Source organism: Chamaesiphon minutus PCC 6605 (genome assembly GCF_000317145.1).
GTDB classification, from domain to species: domain Bacteria; phylum Cyanobacteriota; class Cyanobacteriia; order Cyanobacteriales; family Chamaesiphonaceae; genus Chamaesiphon; species Chamaesiphon minutus.
The window spans coordinates 2,665,404-2,682,333 of the sequence record NC_019697.1; the positions used below are offsets into that span (position 1 = coordinate 2,665,404).

The 16,930-nt window shown below is 45.5% G+C and carries 19 protein-coding genes; 11 read left to right on the forward strand and 8 right to left on the reverse strand.

What is annotated here, in order from left to right:
* Positions 1–278: 278 nt before the first annotated feature.
* Positions 279–1,580 (reverse strand): glutamate-1-semialdehyde 2,1-aminomutase, encoded by a 1,302-nt coding sequence (hemL, locus tag CHA6605_RS12345; RefSeq protein WP_015159772.1) that lies wholly within the window; start codon positions 1,578–1,580, stop codon positions 279–281.
* Positions 1,581–2,207: 627 nt separating this feature from the next.
* Between hemL and CHA6605_RS12350 the strand changes: the two genes are divergently transcribed.
* Entirely contained in the window at positions 2,208–2,753 is a 546-nt protein-coding gene (locus CHA6605_RS12350) for a leucine-rich repeat domain-containing protein (protein WP_015159774.1), read from the forward strand.
* A gap of 7 nt (positions 2,754–2,760) precedes the next feature.
* On the opposite strand, the gene CHA6605_RS12355 is transcribed toward CHA6605_RS12350, so the two are convergent.
* Positions 2,761–3,114, reverse strand: a complete 354-nt coding sequence (locus CHA6605_RS12355) for a phage holin family protein (RefSeq protein WP_015159775.1) — start codon at positions 3,112–3,114, stop codon at positions 2,761–2,763.
* 601 nt (positions 3,115–3,715) lie between these two features.
* On the opposite strand from CHA6605_RS12355, the gene CHA6605_RS31585 reads away from it, so the two are divergent.
* The 5 genes from CHA6605_RS31585 to CHA6605_RS12380 all read left to right on the forward strand — a co-directional run bounded on the left by CHA6605_RS31585 (position 3,716) and on the right by CHA6605_RS12380 (position 7,093).
* Positions 3,716–4,237 carry a pentapeptide repeat-containing protein gene (locus tag CHA6605_RS31585; RefSeq protein WP_232432258.1) on the forward strand — a complete coding sequence of 174 codons (522 nt, stop codon included), beginning with the start codon at positions 3,716–3,718 and terminating at the stop codon, positions 4,235–4,237.
* 204 nt (positions 4,238–4,441) lie between these two features.
* The gene (locus CHA6605_RS12365; RefSeq protein WP_015159777.1) at positions 4,442–5,584 is read left to right on the forward strand and encodes a 5-(carboxyamino)imidazole ribonucleotide synthase; all 1,143 of its coding nucleotides are present in this window, start codon (positions 4,442–4,444) and stop codon (positions 5,582–5,584) included.
* Between the two features lie 328 nt (positions 5,585–5,912).
* The gene (locus CHA6605_RS12370; protein ID WP_015159778.1) at positions 5,913–6,119 is read left to right on the forward strand and encodes a DUF2997 domain-containing protein; all 207 of its coding nucleotides are present in this window, start codon (positions 5,913–5,915) and stop codon (positions 6,117–6,119) included.
* 143 nt (positions 6,120–6,262) lie between these two features.
* Positions 6,263–6,652 (forward strand): DUF1257 domain-containing protein, encoded by a 390-nt coding sequence (locus CHA6605_RS12375; protein ID WP_015159779.1) that lies wholly within the window; start codon positions 6,263–6,265, stop codon positions 6,650–6,652.
* A 3-nt stretch (positions 6,653–6,655) separates the two neighbouring features.
* A complete protein-coding gene (locus CHA6605_RS12380; RefSeq protein WP_015159780.1) occupies positions 6,656–7,093 on the forward strand; it encodes a ferredoxin in 438 nt (145 codons plus the stop codon).
* A 352-nt stretch (positions 7,094–7,445) separates the two neighbouring features.
* On the opposite strand, the gene CHA6605_RS34090 is transcribed toward CHA6605_RS12380, so the two are convergent.
* The 6 genes from CHA6605_RS34090 to CHA6605_RS34100 all read right to left on the reverse strand — a co-directional run bounded on the left by CHA6605_RS34090 (position 7,446) and on the right by CHA6605_RS34100 (position 10,824).
* The gene (locus CHA6605_RS34090; RefSeq protein WP_015159781.1) at positions 7,446–7,910 is read right to left on the reverse strand and encodes a hypothetical protein; all 465 of its coding nucleotides are present in this window, start codon (positions 7,908–7,910) and stop codon (positions 7,446–7,448) included.
* 22 nt (positions 7,911–7,932) lie between these two features.
* On the reverse strand, positions 7,933–8,241 hold the full coding sequence (locus CHA6605_RS12390; protein WP_015159782.1) for a type II toxin-antitoxin system RelE/ParE family toxin: 309 nt from the start codon (positions 8,239–8,241) through the stop codon (positions 7,933–7,935).
* The gene (locus CHA6605_RS12395) at positions 8,238–8,468 is read right to left on the reverse strand and encodes a ribbon-helix-helix domain-containing protein (RefSeq protein WP_015159783.1); all 231 of its coding nucleotides are present in this window, start codon (positions 8,466–8,468) and stop codon (positions 8,238–8,240) included. Before CHA6605_RS12395 ends, CHA6605_RS12390 begins: the two co-directional genes overlap by 4 nt.
* A gap of 82 nt (positions 8,469–8,550) precedes the next feature.
* Positions 8,551–10,299, reverse strand: coding sequence for a helicase HerA domain-containing protein (locus tag CHA6605_RS12400; protein WP_015159784.1), 1,749 nt, complete (start codon positions 10,297–10,299; stop codon positions 8,551–8,553).
* Positions 10,300–10,379: 80 nt separating this feature from the next.
* Entirely contained in the window at positions 10,380–10,580 is a 201-nt protein-coding gene (locus CHA6605_RS34095; protein ID WP_157259972.1) for a hypothetical protein, read from the reverse strand.
* 19 nt (positions 10,581–10,599) lie between these two features.
* A complete protein-coding gene (locus CHA6605_RS34100; protein WP_015159785.1) occupies positions 10,600–10,824 on the reverse strand; it encodes a hypothetical protein in 225 nt (74 codons plus the stop codon).
* A gap of 343 nt (positions 10,825–11,167) precedes the next feature.
* Between CHA6605_RS34100 and crtD the strand changes: the two genes are divergently transcribed.
* From crtD to CHA6605_RS12430, 5 genes are all read left to right on the forward strand, one after another.
* The gene (gene crtD / locus CHA6605_RS12410; protein WP_015159786.1) at positions 11,168–12,709 is read left to right on the forward strand and encodes a C-3',4' desaturase CrtD; all 1,542 of its coding nucleotides are present in this window, start codon (positions 11,168–11,170) and stop codon (positions 12,707–12,709) included.
* A 51-nt stretch (positions 12,710–12,760) separates the two neighbouring features.
* Positions 12,761–12,961: a hypothetical protein gene (locus CHA6605_RS12415; RefSeq protein ID WP_015159787.1), complete on the forward strand. Its 201-nt coding sequence runs from the start codon at positions 12,761–12,763 to the stop codon at positions 12,959–12,961.
* A gap of 139 nt (positions 12,962–13,100) precedes the next feature.
* Positions 13,101–14,399, forward strand: a complete 1,299-nt coding sequence (locus tag CHA6605_RS12420) for a hypothetical protein (RefSeq protein ID WP_157259973.1) — start codon at positions 13,101–13,103, stop codon at positions 14,397–14,399.
* A gap of 155 nt (positions 14,400–14,554) precedes the next feature.
* Positions 14,555–15,082 carry a DUF4330 domain-containing protein gene (locus tag CHA6605_RS12425; RefSeq protein WP_015159789.1) on the forward strand — a complete coding sequence of 176 codons (528 nt, stop codon included), beginning with the start codon at positions 14,555–14,557 and terminating at the stop codon, positions 15,080–15,082.
* 189 nt (positions 15,083–15,271) lie between these two features.
* On the forward strand, positions 15,272–16,771 hold the full coding sequence (locus CHA6605_RS12430; protein ID WP_015159790.1) for a site-2 protease family protein: 1,500 nt from the start codon (positions 15,272–15,274) through the stop codon (positions 16,769–16,771).
* Positions 16,772–16,930 lie beyond the last annotated feature (159 nt).

Consider the following 16,930-nt stretch of genomic DNA (forward strand, 5'->3'; position numbering starts at 1 on the left):
TCAAAGATCGTCCGATTTATTTATTCGATGAATGGGCATCAGATCGAGATCTGGCCTTTCGCGAAATCTTCTATCAGTAGATGTTATGGAGGGATGTTGAGGTGTGTTGGTTGGGTATAGGCACGAAACCCAATATCCTCGCCAGCCTAAATTTGTGCCAATGCGAAGACAATCGTTACTGCGACAATCTCAGGGTACCCACAAGGGGCACCCCTACAGGTTAATCGTGTAGGGGTGCCCCTTGTGGGTACCCCCCAGGTCTCAAATGTAACCACTAGTTACATTTGAGACATGACCATTTTAGCAGCAGCCAAAGTGCGATCGATATCTTCTTCGGTATGTGCTAGCGAAGTAAAACCAGCCTCAAACTGCGATGGTGCTAAATAAATGCCATGCTCTAACATTCCGCGATGGAAGCGACCGAATTTAGTGACATCCGAATGCTTGGCATCTTCAAAATTGTGAACTGGCCCTTCACAGAAGAATAACCCAAACATCCCACTGATATTGCCACCACAAGCCGCATGTCCGGTTTCTTTGGCGATTTGAACTAATCCATCCGCCAACCGTTTGGTGATTTTATCCAAGTACTCATAAGCACCAGGTTTTTGCAACAATTCCAGCGTTTTAATCCCTGCCGTCATTGCCAATGGGTTGCCCGATAGCGTCCCGGCTTGATACATCGGCCCCGCAGGTGCGACCATCGACATGATATCCTTGCGTCCGCCATAGGCTCCGACAGGTAACCCACCGCCGATGACTTTACCCATCGTCGTCAGATCTGGCGTCACGCCAAATCTCTGTTGTGCGCCGCCGTAAGAGATGCGGAAGCCAGTCATCACTTCATCGAATACCAGCAACGCGCCGTATTCTTGAGTAATCAACCGCAAGCCTTCGAGAAAACCAGCATCGGGAACGATAAAACCAGCATTCCCCACCACAGGCTCCAAAATCACGCCAGCAATGCTGTCGGGATTGGCAGCAAATAGAGCTTTGACAGCTTCTAAATCGTTATAAGGTGCCGTCAGGGTATCGGCGGTCGTCGATTTTGGTACGCCAGGGGAATCGGGCAAACCGAGCGTAGCCACACCCGACCCAGCTTTGACCAAGAACATGTCCGCATGTCCGTGATAGCAGCCTTCAAACTTGACGATCTTATCGCGTCCGGTAAAGGCACGCATCAGCCGCAGGACAGCCATACAAGCTTCCGTGCCGGAATTGACAAACCGCACCATTTCCACGCTCGGAACGGCTGCGATCACCATCTCTGCAAGGACGTTTTCGAGGTAGCAGGGCGCACCAAAGCTCGTGCCTTTGGCAAGTGCGTCGTGTAAAGCTGCGATCACTTCTGGGTTAGCGTGTCCGCAGATTGCTGGCCCCCAACTGCCCACATAATCTATATACTGATTGCCATCTACGTCCCAGACATAAGCATCTTTGACGCGATCGAATACAATTGGTTGTCCGCCAACAGATTTAAACGCCCGCACGGGGGAGTTTACCCCACCTGGCATCAGCTTCTGAGCGGCTGCGAATATTTCTTCAGATTTTGTAGTTTTCAAATTAGATGTAGAAACCAATTTTTTCTCCCAACGGTTATAAAGCTAAATTTTAAGTATTTTCGTACTTATAGGCGATCGAGACTATAGTAATTTTAGTGGAATTGACCCGATTACCCAAGAGCTACTTCACAATCGGAGTTGATGGGGTGGGTAAAAGCGGAGATCTACCCACCCCGACCTACGGGCACCCCTGTCTTGACGCACACAAACGGGAGGGAACCTCCCGTTCGATGCGTCGCTCCGAGGAGGGGATTTTGTGCGTTGGTGTTTAGGGGGTGAGAGCCAAACCTGCACCTGTTCGGCACAGTGCAAAAATTTTGTAGGTTGGGTAAAGCAAAGCGAAACCCAACAACCACAACGAAATCGCGTGCAGATGTTTGGCTTAACATTCGTTTTACCCAATCTACAAACTAACCCTGAATTTTAATCAAATTTATCTTGATGTCAGTCGTCACTAGCTTACCAGAAACAATCAAAAATTTGACTAGCTTAAGAGAGCTGCATCTTAGTAATAACTTACTAGTACTCGACGGCATAAGTAAAGCAACCATTGCCTATACTCTCCTTTCCTCCCAACTCTTCTCAGAATAGTACTAGGATTTACGCCGCTCGGTACTAGATACTTTTCCAGAAAATATTGTTAACATGAGTGATTTAGAATATCTTCATTTGGATGGAAACAGTATTACTAATTTACCCAGAAATACCCGCAGACTTGTTAATTTAATCTACATCAATCTAAACCATAATCCTTTGATAGATATATCAGTATTGAAAGATTTACCAAACTTGGAAACAGTTAGATTTCTAAACTTGGATTTACCTCGTCGATACTGGATGAATTTTAGTGATTGGAAATCCGAGTGGTTATTAGATGAAGATAACGCCGAGATTAGACGTGTTTTAGTCGAGCAAGTAGGATATGAGAAAATATGCGAAGAGTTAGATGCAAGTACTCTCAATAATTGGAGAGAATATACTTTATTGAAAATTGATGGAGTTGAAGCCATATACAATCGACACACTCGTAGATTTATCGATCGAGAACCGATAGTATTACTCAAGATGACTTGCCCATCGACGGGGCATATTCATATCCTCCGAGTACCGCCAGAGATGACGAGTGCCGAAGCCGCGATTACTTGGGTAAATCATGGTATTCATCCCGACAAATTTGCCGTGCAAACTTGAGATATCTCTACTTCACAAACCAATTTAGCAAGGTTGACACGATCGATAGCACGAACGAGCCAGCAATTGCCGGAACGATGCCAGCAATTTGAAATCCAGGCACATACCACGAGACAAACATCAAACACAGGACATTAATTGCCAGCGAAGACAGTCCCAATGTGAGAATCGTTAAGGGAAATGTGAGAAACTTTAGAATCGGACTCACGGTACTATTAATCAAACCCAGCACTAAAGCCGCAATCATTGCTGTGACAAAATCGCGCAGCCGAAACTGTCCTGGTAAAAAATGGTCGATAATCCGTTGCGTAATTAGGAACGCGATCGCATTGAGAACCCAGTTGATGAGTATTTTGAACATAGAGGCTAGTGAGTATTCGTAGCAGAATCTTTTAGACGTTTATCTAGCAAACAATCCTCAAAACTTAATCCTTCTTCATCTAGAAAACTAGAAATCGCCATTTCAGTTGAAGCCTCTAGTTCGCTGGACTTTTCGAGCAGAGCCGTTTTGATGTAGTCAGGTAACTAATTGACAATTCGATCGATTGCTGCTGGCGGAAGATGTTGGTTAGCAAGAGTTTGAGTCATAGTTCTTGATTCGATGGTGTCAAAGTCACGGCTGAGTGGTTGACATCGATACGAAAGCATCTAGGATTTGTCGAGACTCGGGATGGTGTCGGACATCGGCACAGCGGATTGTAATTGACCGATTTTACCTCGATCGAGCGCATACCTTAATCTTATCTGCTGTAGATACGGACAGGTCGCGATCGGATTTGAGTTGGAGCAAATATTCTGAAGTATCCAGCCTAGATCGTCAACCCTATTTTTGCGATAAACTGTGAATGTTAAGGAATGTAAAAATCTGGCTATATCTAACTTGTCCAGATTCGAGCTTCACTATTTTGCGATCGCATAGCGTCGGCTTTGTCGAGTCGCAACACAACTGTTTACTAGAATATATGCCTACTATTATCGCTCTTATCCTTGCTTCCATTTTAGTATTCTTTCCCGGCCAGGTAATGCTACCAGGAGGTGGCAACGCTTACGCAGCGGGAGGAACATCTCAATACAAGCCATCACTTTCCTATGATAATGCCGTACTCAACGGTGAAGATTTTTCAGGGAAAAATTTACAGACAGCGGTATTTACGACCGCAAAGTTAGATGATACCAACTTTGCTGGTGCAGACCTGACAGGTGTAGTAATCAGTTCCTCAACCTTAAACCGTACCAATCTCCATGGTGCAAATCTCACTCAAGGTTTGCTGGATCAAGTTAGGTTTGTCGGTGCAGATTTGAGCGATGCTGTTTTTGTGGAAGCGATGATGCTGCGATCGACATTTACAGATGTTAATATCGCTGGCGCAGACTTTACCGATGCGATTTTAGGGAAGCTCCAACAGAAAGAACTTTGTCAAATCGCCACTGGGGTGAATTCCAAAACTGGCGTAGCCACCCGCGATTCTCTCGGCTGTAAATAAATAGACGCTGCGGAGATGATGTTATCCTGATATGGGTCTGTAGATGCGGGTTTATGCTATTTAATGTCGATCGGACAATTAGATATCGAACAAAACCTGCCGTCCCCCACCAGAATCGCTTGAAAGATCTCAAATGGTTTCAATAAGGGGGGTTGGGGTATAGAGTAAATCCCCAAAATAAAGGTTCAGTTGGCAAGAAGTGAAATGAAACGAATTGGTGTAATTGGTGGCGGACAATTAGCGTGGATGATGGCTAGTGCTGCCCAGGAATTGGGAATAGAACTAGTCGTACAGACGCCCCACTCTGATGACGTCGCTGTTAGCTTGGCGGCAGAGACAGTCTTGGCAGATGTAGCAGATGTCGCAGCGACAGCCAAGCTAGCGACAAAATGCGACGTCATTACGTTTGAGAATGAGTTTGTCGATCTCGATGGATTGGGCAAACTCGCCGCAACGGGTGATGCTTGTTTTCTGCCACCGTTATCAGCTTTAGCTCCGTTACTAGATAAATATACCCAGCGTTGCTACTTGCGAGATTTGGGTTTGCCAGTGCCGAAGTTTGCGCTACTAGAGCAAGCGGAATTACCCCCAGGATTTGAATTTCCGGTCGTTGTCAAAGCCAGACGCAATGGTTATGACGGACAGGGGACATTTATCATCAAAGATAAATCTGCGCTAGAAAGCCTCTACCATCGTTATCCAGACACGCCATTTTTGGTGGAAGAATTTGTCAACTTCGATCGCGAGTTGGCCGTCATTGCCGCTAGAGGTGTCAATGGGGACGTAGTTACCTATCCAATCCTGGAGACTCAACAAGAAAACCAAGTATGTCGGCGGGTATTTACGATCGAAGATTTACCCGCTGCGACGATCGATACTTGTAACTCGATCGCATCCAAACTACTCACTAGTCTAGGCGCAGTTGGTATCTTTGGGATTGAATTATTTGCCACTGCTGACGGGAAAGTTTCGGTCAATGAAATTGCCCCGCGCACGCACAATTCGGGACATTTAACGATCGAAGCTTGCGCTACTTCGCAATTTAGCCAACTGATTCGGGCTGTTGCTGGCTTACCCTTGGGCAGCACAGAACTTACCTGTGGGGCTGCGGTGATGGTTAATTTGCTGGGTTATGAAGATAGTCAAAGCGACTATCTCAGCCACCGCCAGCAGATCTCAGCGATTCCCAATGCTTACGTCCATTGGTACGGGAAGCAGTCGCGAATAGGGCGCAAACTCGGTCATGTAACGATTTTAGTCGGTGCGGATGCCACACTAGATCGACAAGATTACCGCATCCAAGCAGCAGCTTTGGCACGACAAGTCGAGACAATTTGGTACACCTAATCACTCCCAACTCCCAGATCCCCCACCAAACTACCAACTAGATTTACGCCCTAGACCACTATCTGGGGATCGATAATGATAAAACTTCACAAAACTTGACGCCGCTCTTCAGTTAAGGGAAACTTACTTATAATGCAAGTAACAACTTAACTAAATAATAACTTTTACCAAGTTTTAGCTAGCCTCGATTCGATCTGCCTTGGTGAAGAATATCGATCGCCATCGAAAGATATTCATAAAAATCATCTACCGATCGGGTCTAAACTATTTTGCTCAGACTAAATATAATGACGATCGAGTGCGTAATTTTGGAGGATTTACAGAACCGATGAGCATGGAGACGCTAGAGTTTATCATCTATCCAGATGGCAGAGTGCAGGAAAAAGTCACTGGTGTAGTGGGTCAGTCTTGCACCGTAGTAACAGCAGCGATCGAATCTGAACTAGGTCATGTAGTCAGCCAAGAACAAACTGCGGAATATTTTGCTCAAAATATCGAACTAACAGCCACTGCCACGACTCAAGCTACTTGGTAACTTGAGAGCCTCTTGGTAGCAATGCTAAAGATGTATATCGATCGTCAACACCTGTCGATCGGTCTTTATGAGTAGAGGATTTAATTGCCTGTTACCAGCACCCAGCGATCGACTGTCAACTTTCAACTATCAACTAAATTTATATGTCCCACTTTAGCAATATCAAGACCAAGATCCGCAATGTAGAATCACTCACGGCTGCATTGACAGATCTCGGTATCGATTGGAAAACTGGCCCTCAAGCCGTGCGCGGTTACCAAGGCGATACTCGCACCGCCGCAGTCGTCATCGAGCAAGAAAATGGCTACGATATCGGCTTTAGCAGCAATGGCAATAACGAGTACGAACTCATTGCCGATCTCCAATTCTGGCAGCAAAATTGGTCGGTCGATCGCTTTTTGAGTCAAGTGACTCAGCGATACGCTTATCATACAGTTGTAACTGAAGCGACCAAGCAAGGTTTTCAAGTCGCTGAAGAACGCAATCAACAAGACGGTTCGATTAAGCTAGTAGTTCAACGCTGGAGTGCATAACTCATGTCTGATTTTACCCCACCATTAGATGGTAACCAATCTGGTTTCGAGCCAGAACTAGGCGGCTTTTTGCGCGACGCAGAAGATCGATCGGGTTTTGAGCCGGAACTCGGTGGGGTATGGCGACAGAAAGGTGTCTATGTTGATGAGCTGACTTGTATCGGGTGTTTGCATTGCGCTCATACAGCTCGCAATACGTTTTATATCGAGCCGGAGCACGGCAGAGCGAGGGTAGTTCGTCAAGATGGCGATCTCGAAGATACGATCCAAGAAGCGATCGATACTTGTCCAGTAAACTGCATTCAGTGGGTCGATTATACAGAGTTAAAGAAACTAGAAGCAGAACGTCAATATCAAGTAATTCCGATGGCTGGTTTCCCTGTCGATCGAGCTACAATTGCGGCTAGAGTTCGACGTCGTAAACTGAATAAGGGAAAATAGAATTTCAGACATCTTGCATCAGTTTGACGTTTAGATCTACTAGTGCTTAGTTTCAATCCAGGGTACCCACAAGGGGCACCCCTACATAATTAATCGGTAGGGGTGCCCCCAGATCTACACTAAATTACTTAAGATAAAATAAGATTTGATATTTCTTGTCAGTTAACGACCGTCGATATTAACATGGAGATCGCTTCGTTAAAATCCATGTCGCGCTCGCTAAAATGACATTCTAAGTCACCATAAATGATGTTGTTATAGTCTATTCCTACTGCCCAGCATGGATGAGCACCAATCTTTATTATTAATGCTTCATGCCTTAATTCCTCCAATGGAAATGAAGTATAATTTATTAAATATCGACTCCAAATTTATCATAGTTATCAAGATAATTAATTAGCGTTTCGGTGGATAATGCGCTAGATTTACTCAAAATATTATCGATCGCTAGTAATCTATCGGAGCATTCAAAGATTTCAGTTATTTTCTTAGCTTTGTCATATTTACTAACTGCTTCATTTTCGACACAATCGCTATTATAAGTATCGATCGACTCACCATTCAAGTAAAGTTTATATCCAAATTCACTACTATCATGTAGATATGCAGCCATTACCGCACAGTTGAAAAAATTAGAGATCTGACTTACCGGAAATAGCTTCTCATTACAATCAGCGGAGATATCTCGATCGTAAATTACCGTGAATTTATTTATAGTAGGAGATATAAAAGCAGTTCTCTTTAGGCTTGACAAATAATCGACTATTTTTTCTTGAGTAACGTTATAAACAGTAACGTTTGCGTAATGATTTCCCATTCACACATCCTAATTCACTATATTATAGCAACGTAGAAAAGTCGCGCGAACCATGAATAATCCGAATGATAATTAACACATCTTCTCTAGTGAGATAGAAAATTATATATTTCTTAAATCCTTTGACACCCCACTGTCGTAGTCCTATCAGACTTTGATTTTGAGTTGGATAAATACGTCCTAAGCTTGGTGTAGTGGCTATCTTGGCAAAGGTTTTACGAGCAGCATCAAAAAATCGTAAAGCAGCATCAGGATTGTTCTGAGAAATATATGTATAAATCTCGTCAAAATCTTGACTAGCAAGAGGCGATATCTGAAGACGCAAGCTCATGGTTTGATGAGACTAGAGCGTTTCTGCTCCCACCAGTCATCATTAACTTCGATAGGTTCGCCACTTTCGAGTCCTTCAATTAGCATTCCTTCGAGTCGTTCTCTTTCTCTTTCTCGATCGAGAAGGTTACGTAGATAATGATCTGTAGACGGAAATCCATTTTTTACAGTCTGACTTTCAATGAAAGTTTGTAGATCTTCAGGTATAGAGAATGTAACTGCAACCATCTGGGCTTTCTCCAATGCCACTAAGTTGATAACTATATTTTAATCGATGTCAAGAGCATTTGACCTGTTGTATTTAGCAGCCCTAAAATCCTAAATCCATTTGAGCTGCTTTCGCTGCCACCAAAATTTCCTCATCCGACTTAGTGCCCCAATCAGGATCGCCGATTTCTTCGTAGAATTTTTGGTCGTAGGGACGAGTGCGAACGACTACTGGCATCGGTACGGCATGTCCTAAGACTAAGGCTTGTTGCTTGGAATCTAACTTTGCCAAGACAGACTTCAATCCCTGTGCGCCGGATACGCCTGTAAAGATCGCGTCGATATCTTTTTCATCGTTAATTAACGCCGTAATTCGCGTACCGATTTGGGACATAATTTCGTTATCGATACCCGATGGACGTTGATCGACGATTAGTAATGTCACGAAAAACTTCCGCATTTCGCGGGCGATCGTGCCGAAGATGGTACTCTTGGCAATGGCTGGATCTAAGAATCTGTGTGCTTCTTCGATCGTGATAATTAAGGGATATGGTCGATCGGATTCTTGTTTACTTTGGAGATATTGTTCGGCTTTATTTACGTATAACTTATGAATCCGGCGGGTGAGCATATTTGTCACCAGCATATAAGATAATAAATCTGACTGATTGCCAAATTCGATCACGACATTTTTGCCAGCACTGAGCGATTGAATCAAGCTTTTGAGATTATCTTGACGGCTAATCGGACGTAGATATTTCAGCTTTTCCAGTCGCATTAATTTACGCTGTAAAGAGGAGATCGATCCTTTATGTCCCTTTCCCGATTCGCAGAAGATCGTAATATCTTCATTCGTCATCTCCAGTAGCCGACTAATCCAACTACTTCCATATTCAGCCGCTAAAATATTCGCATTATCCAAGGCTGCATCTGATAAACCCAACTCCCGCGATACTAACTGTAAATCTTCAATATCGATCATCTCATAAGTGAGATAGAGATCCTGCGCATCGCGAATGCCCCGGGCGCGACTGGATTCGGGATCGAGAGTATAGACGACTACCTCATTGGGAAACAATTGCCGCAAACCCTTAACCGTGCGGACATTTTTGCCTTCTTGTACTGCTTCCCAGCCATATTCCGAGTGCATGTCAAAGATCAGATTGACAGCAACTTTTTTGCGGATGACACCCGCGAGTAATAGTCGTGTCAGAAATGATTTACCCGTCCCCGATTTACCAAATACGCCGTTACTGCGCTCGACAAACTTCTTTAAATCCAGACAGACGGGTACATCCATATCTAATGGTTGCCCGATCGAAAAATTCTTGCGTGTCGGATCGTCTTCCCAGCCGAATACCGATCGAAAGTCGTTCTCATTGGCATCAAATACTTGGCTGAAGTGGCTGGGAACTGTCTTGACAGGTAAAAGCTCCCATTCCATATTTGTTTGGGCTTCAAAGGACGCTAAGGGAGCTTTGCCATTTTCGCCTTTAGCTTTTTTACCTTTGCCATTGCCATTGAGACTCGCACCACCATTTAGCGAGGGTGGGATTTGGCTAAATTTATTGAGCATCAACATCGGCGAAAGATTTACCGTGCCGTAAGTACCACTTCCCGACAAAACATCGAGCAAAAAGTCATCTTCGGGATGGGGTGGATTGACTAAAATCCGATCGCTAGATGTCCCCAGACAGACATCTGTTAACAGACAAAAGAAGTCATATTGTCGCCCTCGCACCACCAAAAATTTGCCCACCCGCATATCTTCCACAGAGATATCTGGATGCAGCCTTACTTCCAAGCCACCAGTGAGCGAACCTTCAATTACTGAGCCGAGGGGTTTATTCATATAATGGTAGATACGTCAATGCTGATGCGCCCAAACCCTCACCGCTGAAAATTTTTCGGTTGGGATGTTATTTTTAATAGTCATAGCACAAACTTACCATCAATGCGTTGTAAATGTGGTTTTAGTCTGGGAATTTTGACGCGACGATCGCTGTTGCATTTAGTCATTTTGTAATCGATCGTCAAAAAAAGCACCGATCGATCGTGACAATTTAAGATTGTCGATCGATTGGTGCTGTAGATTTGACTCAGTAGAGCTAGGTTTGCAAGGAATAGCCGCAATTGAATTCGTTTCGATGAGCTACTTGGTTACTGGTAGTTCTCCAGCAACTACTTGTTTTTGGCATGGGGTAAGTTCGGCGGGATGGGAGGCATCCATCCACAATAGATTTGGGATGGTTGTCAGCCCCAAGATCGCTAGCACTAGAGCAGCGATCGAAGTTTTGGATAGTTTGATAGTTTGCAGAGCTGTCAGAGCGGAATTTACTGGCTGGTTGACGTTAGATGAAATTGAGGCAAAAGTCATGTTTTTTCTCCTAATTTCTGTCGATATGTACAATGAGCAGTTGACTCGATCGCTCACACCTAGCGAAGATAGCACTAGTGGCGATCGCGTCTCGATGACACTTGATTAAGTAGAAGTTAAATACTTCAATACCCACATTCTAACGTCGCATTTTGGGAAATCAACATTCCACTGGCTCTCGATCTCGATTCTCGATCGTTGAAACTATTTGCCTATCTCGATATGAGCCGTTCGATCTAAATTCGAGATTCCATAGCTAACTGTCAGCCCTCGCCCTTGGCTCGATCGTGTAGAAATGTTAAGATAAAGACAGCAATTATTAATCATTTCCTCGCTGGTGCAAATGTCGAAATCGTCTCTTCCCAAAGTTGTAGTTATTGGTGCTGGCATCGGTGGATTGACAGCAGGTGCATTGCTAGCCAAACGCGGATATGAAGTAACGATATTCGACAGTGCGATCGTTCCTGGCGGCTGTGCGTCTACATTCAAGCGTCAAGGCTTTACCTTTGATGTCGGTGCGACACAAGTAGCTGGATTAGAACCAGGGGGCATCCACCATCGAATCTTTAGCGAATTAGAAATCGACTTACCGCCAGCCACACCCTGCGATCCGGCTTGTGCGGTATTTTTACCGGGAGAAACCACGCCAATCAATGTCTGGCGAGATCCACAGCGTTGGCAAGCCGAACGTCAGCAGCAATTTCCTGGTAGCGAACCATTCTGGAAATTCTTACAGCAATTATTTACCGCTAGCTGGGAATTTCAAAGCCGCGATCCGATCCTCCCACCCCGCAATCTTTGGGATGTTACCCAATTAGTGGGCGCACTGCGACTGGGTACACTTATTACCGTCCCATTTACCCTTTCCACCGTCGGCGACGCGCTCGAATGGTTTGGATTGGGTGGTGACAAACGGTTGCGGACATTTCTCGATTTGCAACTCAAACTTTACTCTCAAGTCACCGCCGCTGACACAGCCCTGTTATATGCTGCAACCGCTCTAGGCGTGTCTCAGACCCCCCAAGGACTTTACCACCTTCAGGGGAGTATGCAAGTTTTGAGCGATCGATTGGTGGCCTCATTAGAACGCGATGGGGGCAAGTTATTGATGCGGCATACAGTCGAATCGATCGAATGCGACGAAGCTGGCGTCACAGGGGTAACCATCCGCAACCAAAAGACAGGCGAAACTCGCACGGAATCTGCCGCCGAAGTGGTGGCAAATGTCACGGCACAGGATTTAGTTAGATTGCTTGGCGATGCGGCTCCCAAGTCCAATCCTATCCCCTTATTATCCATCGACGGCTATCGATCGCGCGTTAAAACGCTACCCCAAGCTTCGGGGGCATTTGTAGTGTATTTAGGCGTCAAAAATTCGGCAATTCCAGCGGGATGTCCGCCACATCTGCAATTTCTCTACGACTACGACGGCATCATCGGCGAGAATAATTCCCTATTTGTCTCCGTCAGTCATCCTGGTGACGGACGCGCACCCGACGGCAAAGCGACGATTATTGCATCTTCATTCGTCGATCCCAATAAATGGTACCGCGAGGGTGTCGATTATGATGCGATGAAGGCTGAATATACGGCAACTGCGATCGCTAAATTGGGCGAATATTTCGATCTCGCACCCGAAAATATTATCGTCACCGAAGCAGGCACGCCCCGAACTTTCGAGCATTATACCGGACGCGATCGCGGTATCGTCGGCGGCATCGGGCAAAGAGTATCGACATTTGGGCCATTTGGCTTTGCCACGCGGATTCCAGTAGACGGATTATGGATGGTAGGCGATTCTACTCATCCAGGGGAAGGTACGGCTGGGGTGAGTTATTCGGCGTTAACTGTCGTGCGCCAAATCGAGCAGCAGTTCAATAATTGATATTGATAATTGATAAATAGTAGATTCGATCGCACCAACGTTCAGATCCTGATGAAAACGACTCCCGAACAGACGAGAGAGATTATCCGCTGGGGACATCAACATCGTCGCCAATTTGTTGCCTACAGTGCCACTCGGCTATTAGCTGCTGGAAGGGATTGGGATTTGGTAGAAGCTCTAGCCGTAGCGGAGGGGGAACCATATCTGGTGAAATGGATTCCCGCTCAGACATCTGAATATCAGTTTTTTTAGTGTGAATTTACCGATCTAACTATCGATGGGCATAGTTTTACAGTTTTACAGCTCAACTTATCAGAGCGTAGAGATTGACAAGATCGATAACTATTCAAAATATGGGCAAACTAAGGCTATCGATCTTTACAGCTCAACTATGCAGTGGAATCTACGCCTGACTCACCCTAGCATCCAACATATTCAGACCGATCGACCACCACAGTTATTCGCATTTGTGTGGTTAATCGGACTATTTCTGGCTTGCGGATGTGCGGGGGCGGCTGGTGCGATCGGGGTAGTACCTACAAGCGTACTAGCATTAGGCGCAATTGCCATCATAGCGATCGTCTGGCTGGCAACCTATAGCTGGGTGGGAGACGCACAACAAACTGCTGCTGACTGGCTGATGGTACTAGTCGGTATCGTCGGTGCTGGGATTGGTGTGTCAGTAACCACATTTCTCGATCCTCGCGCTACGACTGATGGGAGTTGGCTCTTAATCGGGATATTGCCGATTACCGGAGCTTTTCGAGGCACTGCTAGCCTAATTATCTGGTCGCAATCTCGATCGGGCGAAGGTTCGGACTCTAAATTACTTAAAAGTTTGCCACTAGTATTGTTAACTAGTATCGGGATCGCCATACTGGGCTTTTGGTGGAGCATGACGGCAGGATGGGGTAAATCGATCGCGGTCCTCACGATCGGTTTGGCGATGGCTTTACCTTTAGGCATTTATTTCTTCCTGGCTTATTCCTTGCTACCGAGTCTGTTTATCGATGGGATCGATCGGTTTCTAAAACAACTACCCAATTTCATCGATGCTGATGGCAACCCCATCCAGCCTAGTGCAAATCTGCCCGATCTTACCCCAGAAACACCCATAGCCGATCGCCCCGAACGTAACGACAATCGCTCTCAATTTTCCAATTTTTCACTAGATGAGTGGGCAAAATCGCCTCAACTCAAAGCGCAGTTTCTCTTTTGTATCCCGCTCGTATTAATACCGTTATTATTAAGCAGTGCAATCTATTGGGCGATCGTGTGCGGTGTGGGTGGGTTTATCGTAGGAGCGATCGAGGCGATCGGTCAAATCTCGATCCCCGTTGACTGGGGTTGGGATTGGCTCAAAGCTTGGGCGTTTACTTGGCTATTTGCTCTCGCTCTGGCGATCGTCAAGATCTTCCAAAATCCCCTACAGTGGATGTCTTTATTCCAAACTACTTCCATTCTCAGTCAATCGTTATTAATGCCTACAGCCATAATCTGGGGCGGATTTACAGGGATGGGTGCGCTGGTAGGTGTAGCTTGGAGTGGCAGTTTGGGCACGATTTTAAGCGCAGCCGCTTGGGGGTTGAGAAGATCCTTCAAAACCAAACATATTTTCTGTTTGCTGAGTGCAGTTGCGGTTGCTGGTACGCTCTGTGGCTGGGCGATCGTCAAACATAAAATGCTTTAATCGATCGAGAACATCACAGCAGAGGAGAGAATCGAGTTTAAGTAGCCAGGGGCGCGCTGGGAAGCTTAAGCTATTTAAACGACAACCGATCGCTGTATACTGGCATTGAATTGACGATCGATGTTCGTCTAGCTTGAAATTCCTCTAAAATTGTTATGCCTATTCTCGATCGACAAGGAAGATTATTTGGTAAACTCAGCCTCCTCGACATTGGTGCTGTCCTAGTAATGTTATTTGTGGTCGTGGGGATTTTTCTTTCGCCTGGAAATACCGGACGAATAAACGGTCAAGATAAAGCTCAAGCAGTAGAAGCCGATGTCATCGTCCGAGGATTAAATGTGCTCAATCCCGACTCTCTGATGCAGCAATTCAGTCAGGGGAGCAAGTTGAGCTTTGTGATCCGCAACCAGCCAGCCGGACAAGTAGATATTAAATCAGTCCGTCAGCTCGATCGTAATTTGGCCGTGCCCCAAGCCGATGGTACGGTTAAAGCCATGAAAGATCCCAGACCCGATTCTTATAGTGTCGATATGATTATTACCGTGACGGGTAGCGGTCAGAAAACAAAAGAAGGACTGGTGTTGGGTAATACCAAAATGAAAATCGGTACTCCGGTAGAAATCGATCAACTCAATTACAACTTCAACGGTACCGTCATCGATATCCGCTATCTTACTAAGTAAACTCGCGATCGGACGGGGAGACAGGTGAATGGATAACCCCTTACTCCAGTGCCTAAAGCCTAAAGCCTAAAGCCTAAAGCCTAAATAGCTAGTTCTCCAATCCGTACTAGCGGCTACAGAATATTGCTGTCATGCTATAGAGAGGTGGCGCAGACAACGCGATCGATCTTCAGTATCTAATTATCACAAATGAGTACAGCAGGAAATACAACCACAATCGCTCTTTTAGTCATCACACTCGGTATTCTAGGGTGGGGTTATTATCGGAATCGAGACTTGGGTAAATTTGGGATTCTATCATGGTTGCAGTCAGCCGTGCTCATGATTCCATGGCTGTTAAGCTTTGGGGCGTTAGCTGCTGGTTTCTATATCAATCTTGCCGGAATTCTGTTCTTGTTAGTGATTTCCAGTGGTTTGTATATCTGGTTGGGCAATCGAGTCCGCATCGCCGCGCAAGATCCGGAAGTAGCAGTCAAAATAGCCGAGAAACAAGCTAAAGCTCAGAGCAAACAAGCTGTAATTCCGGCCGATATGGGCACCCAAGCCCTGTCAATCGCGATGGACATGCTGACGATCCCCGAAGCAGATTTGAGCAGTATCAAAGGCATTTTCGGCATCGATACTTTTTATGCCACCGAAACTCTCGCCTATCAACAGGGCGCGATTTTCAAAGGTAATTTACGGGGTGAAGCCGCTGTCGTCCATCGGCGATTGACAGAAAAGTTGCAAACTAAACTCGGTGATAAGTATCGTCTGTTCATGGTTCCCGATCCGGAAGAGCGTCCGGTAGTGGTCGTCTTACCCAGCAGCAACGATCCGCAAGGGGCAACCGTCCCGCAGCAAATTCTCGCTGTAGTAATGTTTATCGCGACTATTGCTACTAGTTTAGAAGCAATGGGCGTGTTTTTAGGCTTTGACTTTTACGAACATCCCGATCGCGTGCGCGAAATTTTGCCCTTGGTGTTGGGGGTGTGGACGATTCTAATTTCTCACGAACTAGGACACCAGATCCTCGCTAGAATGCGACAAGTCAAAATCGGATTACCATTCTTTCTGCCAACCGGACAAATTGGCTCGTTTGGGTCGATTACCCGCTTTGAATCGCTGGTACCCGATCGCAGTACACTGTTTGATATCGCTTTGGCAGGTCCCGCCATTGGCGGCTTACTCTCACTGGCGATGTTGATTGTCGGATTGCTTTTATCTCATGCTGGGAGTGGTTTAGAAATTCCATCCCAATTTTTGCAAGGTTCGATTTTAGTCGGTGCGATCGCTAAAATTGTCTTAGGTTCTACCGCACATCAAGCCACCCTCTCGATTCATCCCCTGGTAATTATCGGTTGGTTGGGGTTGGTAATTAATGCTCTCAATCTGATGCCAGCCGGACAACTAGATGGTGGCAGAATCGTTCAGGCAATCTACGGACGCAAAACAGCTCAACGCAGCACTTTGATCACCTTAGTAATTTTAGGCTTCGTGGCATTTTTCAATCCAGCTAATCTGGTGATTTTCTATTGGTTGATTTTAGTTGGGTTTTTGCAACGCGGATTGGAGCGTCCGAGTTTGGATGAAATTACCGAACCCAACGATACACGAGCTGCCTGGGGTTTGATCGCACTCTTTTTGATGGCAGCAACAATTATTCCGTTTAGTCCAGAATTGGCTGGTAAATTGGGAATTGGGAGTTAGGTTTTAGGATTTAGGTTTTGGGAATAAAGTAGGGTGGGCACTGCCCACCATCAGGATCTCAGGTAATTCTAGTAGTTGAAAAGATCGTTCCAACCTACTTAATTTATTTGTTTAAGCAACATCTATTTTCACCCAACAAATAGATAATAACACTCAATT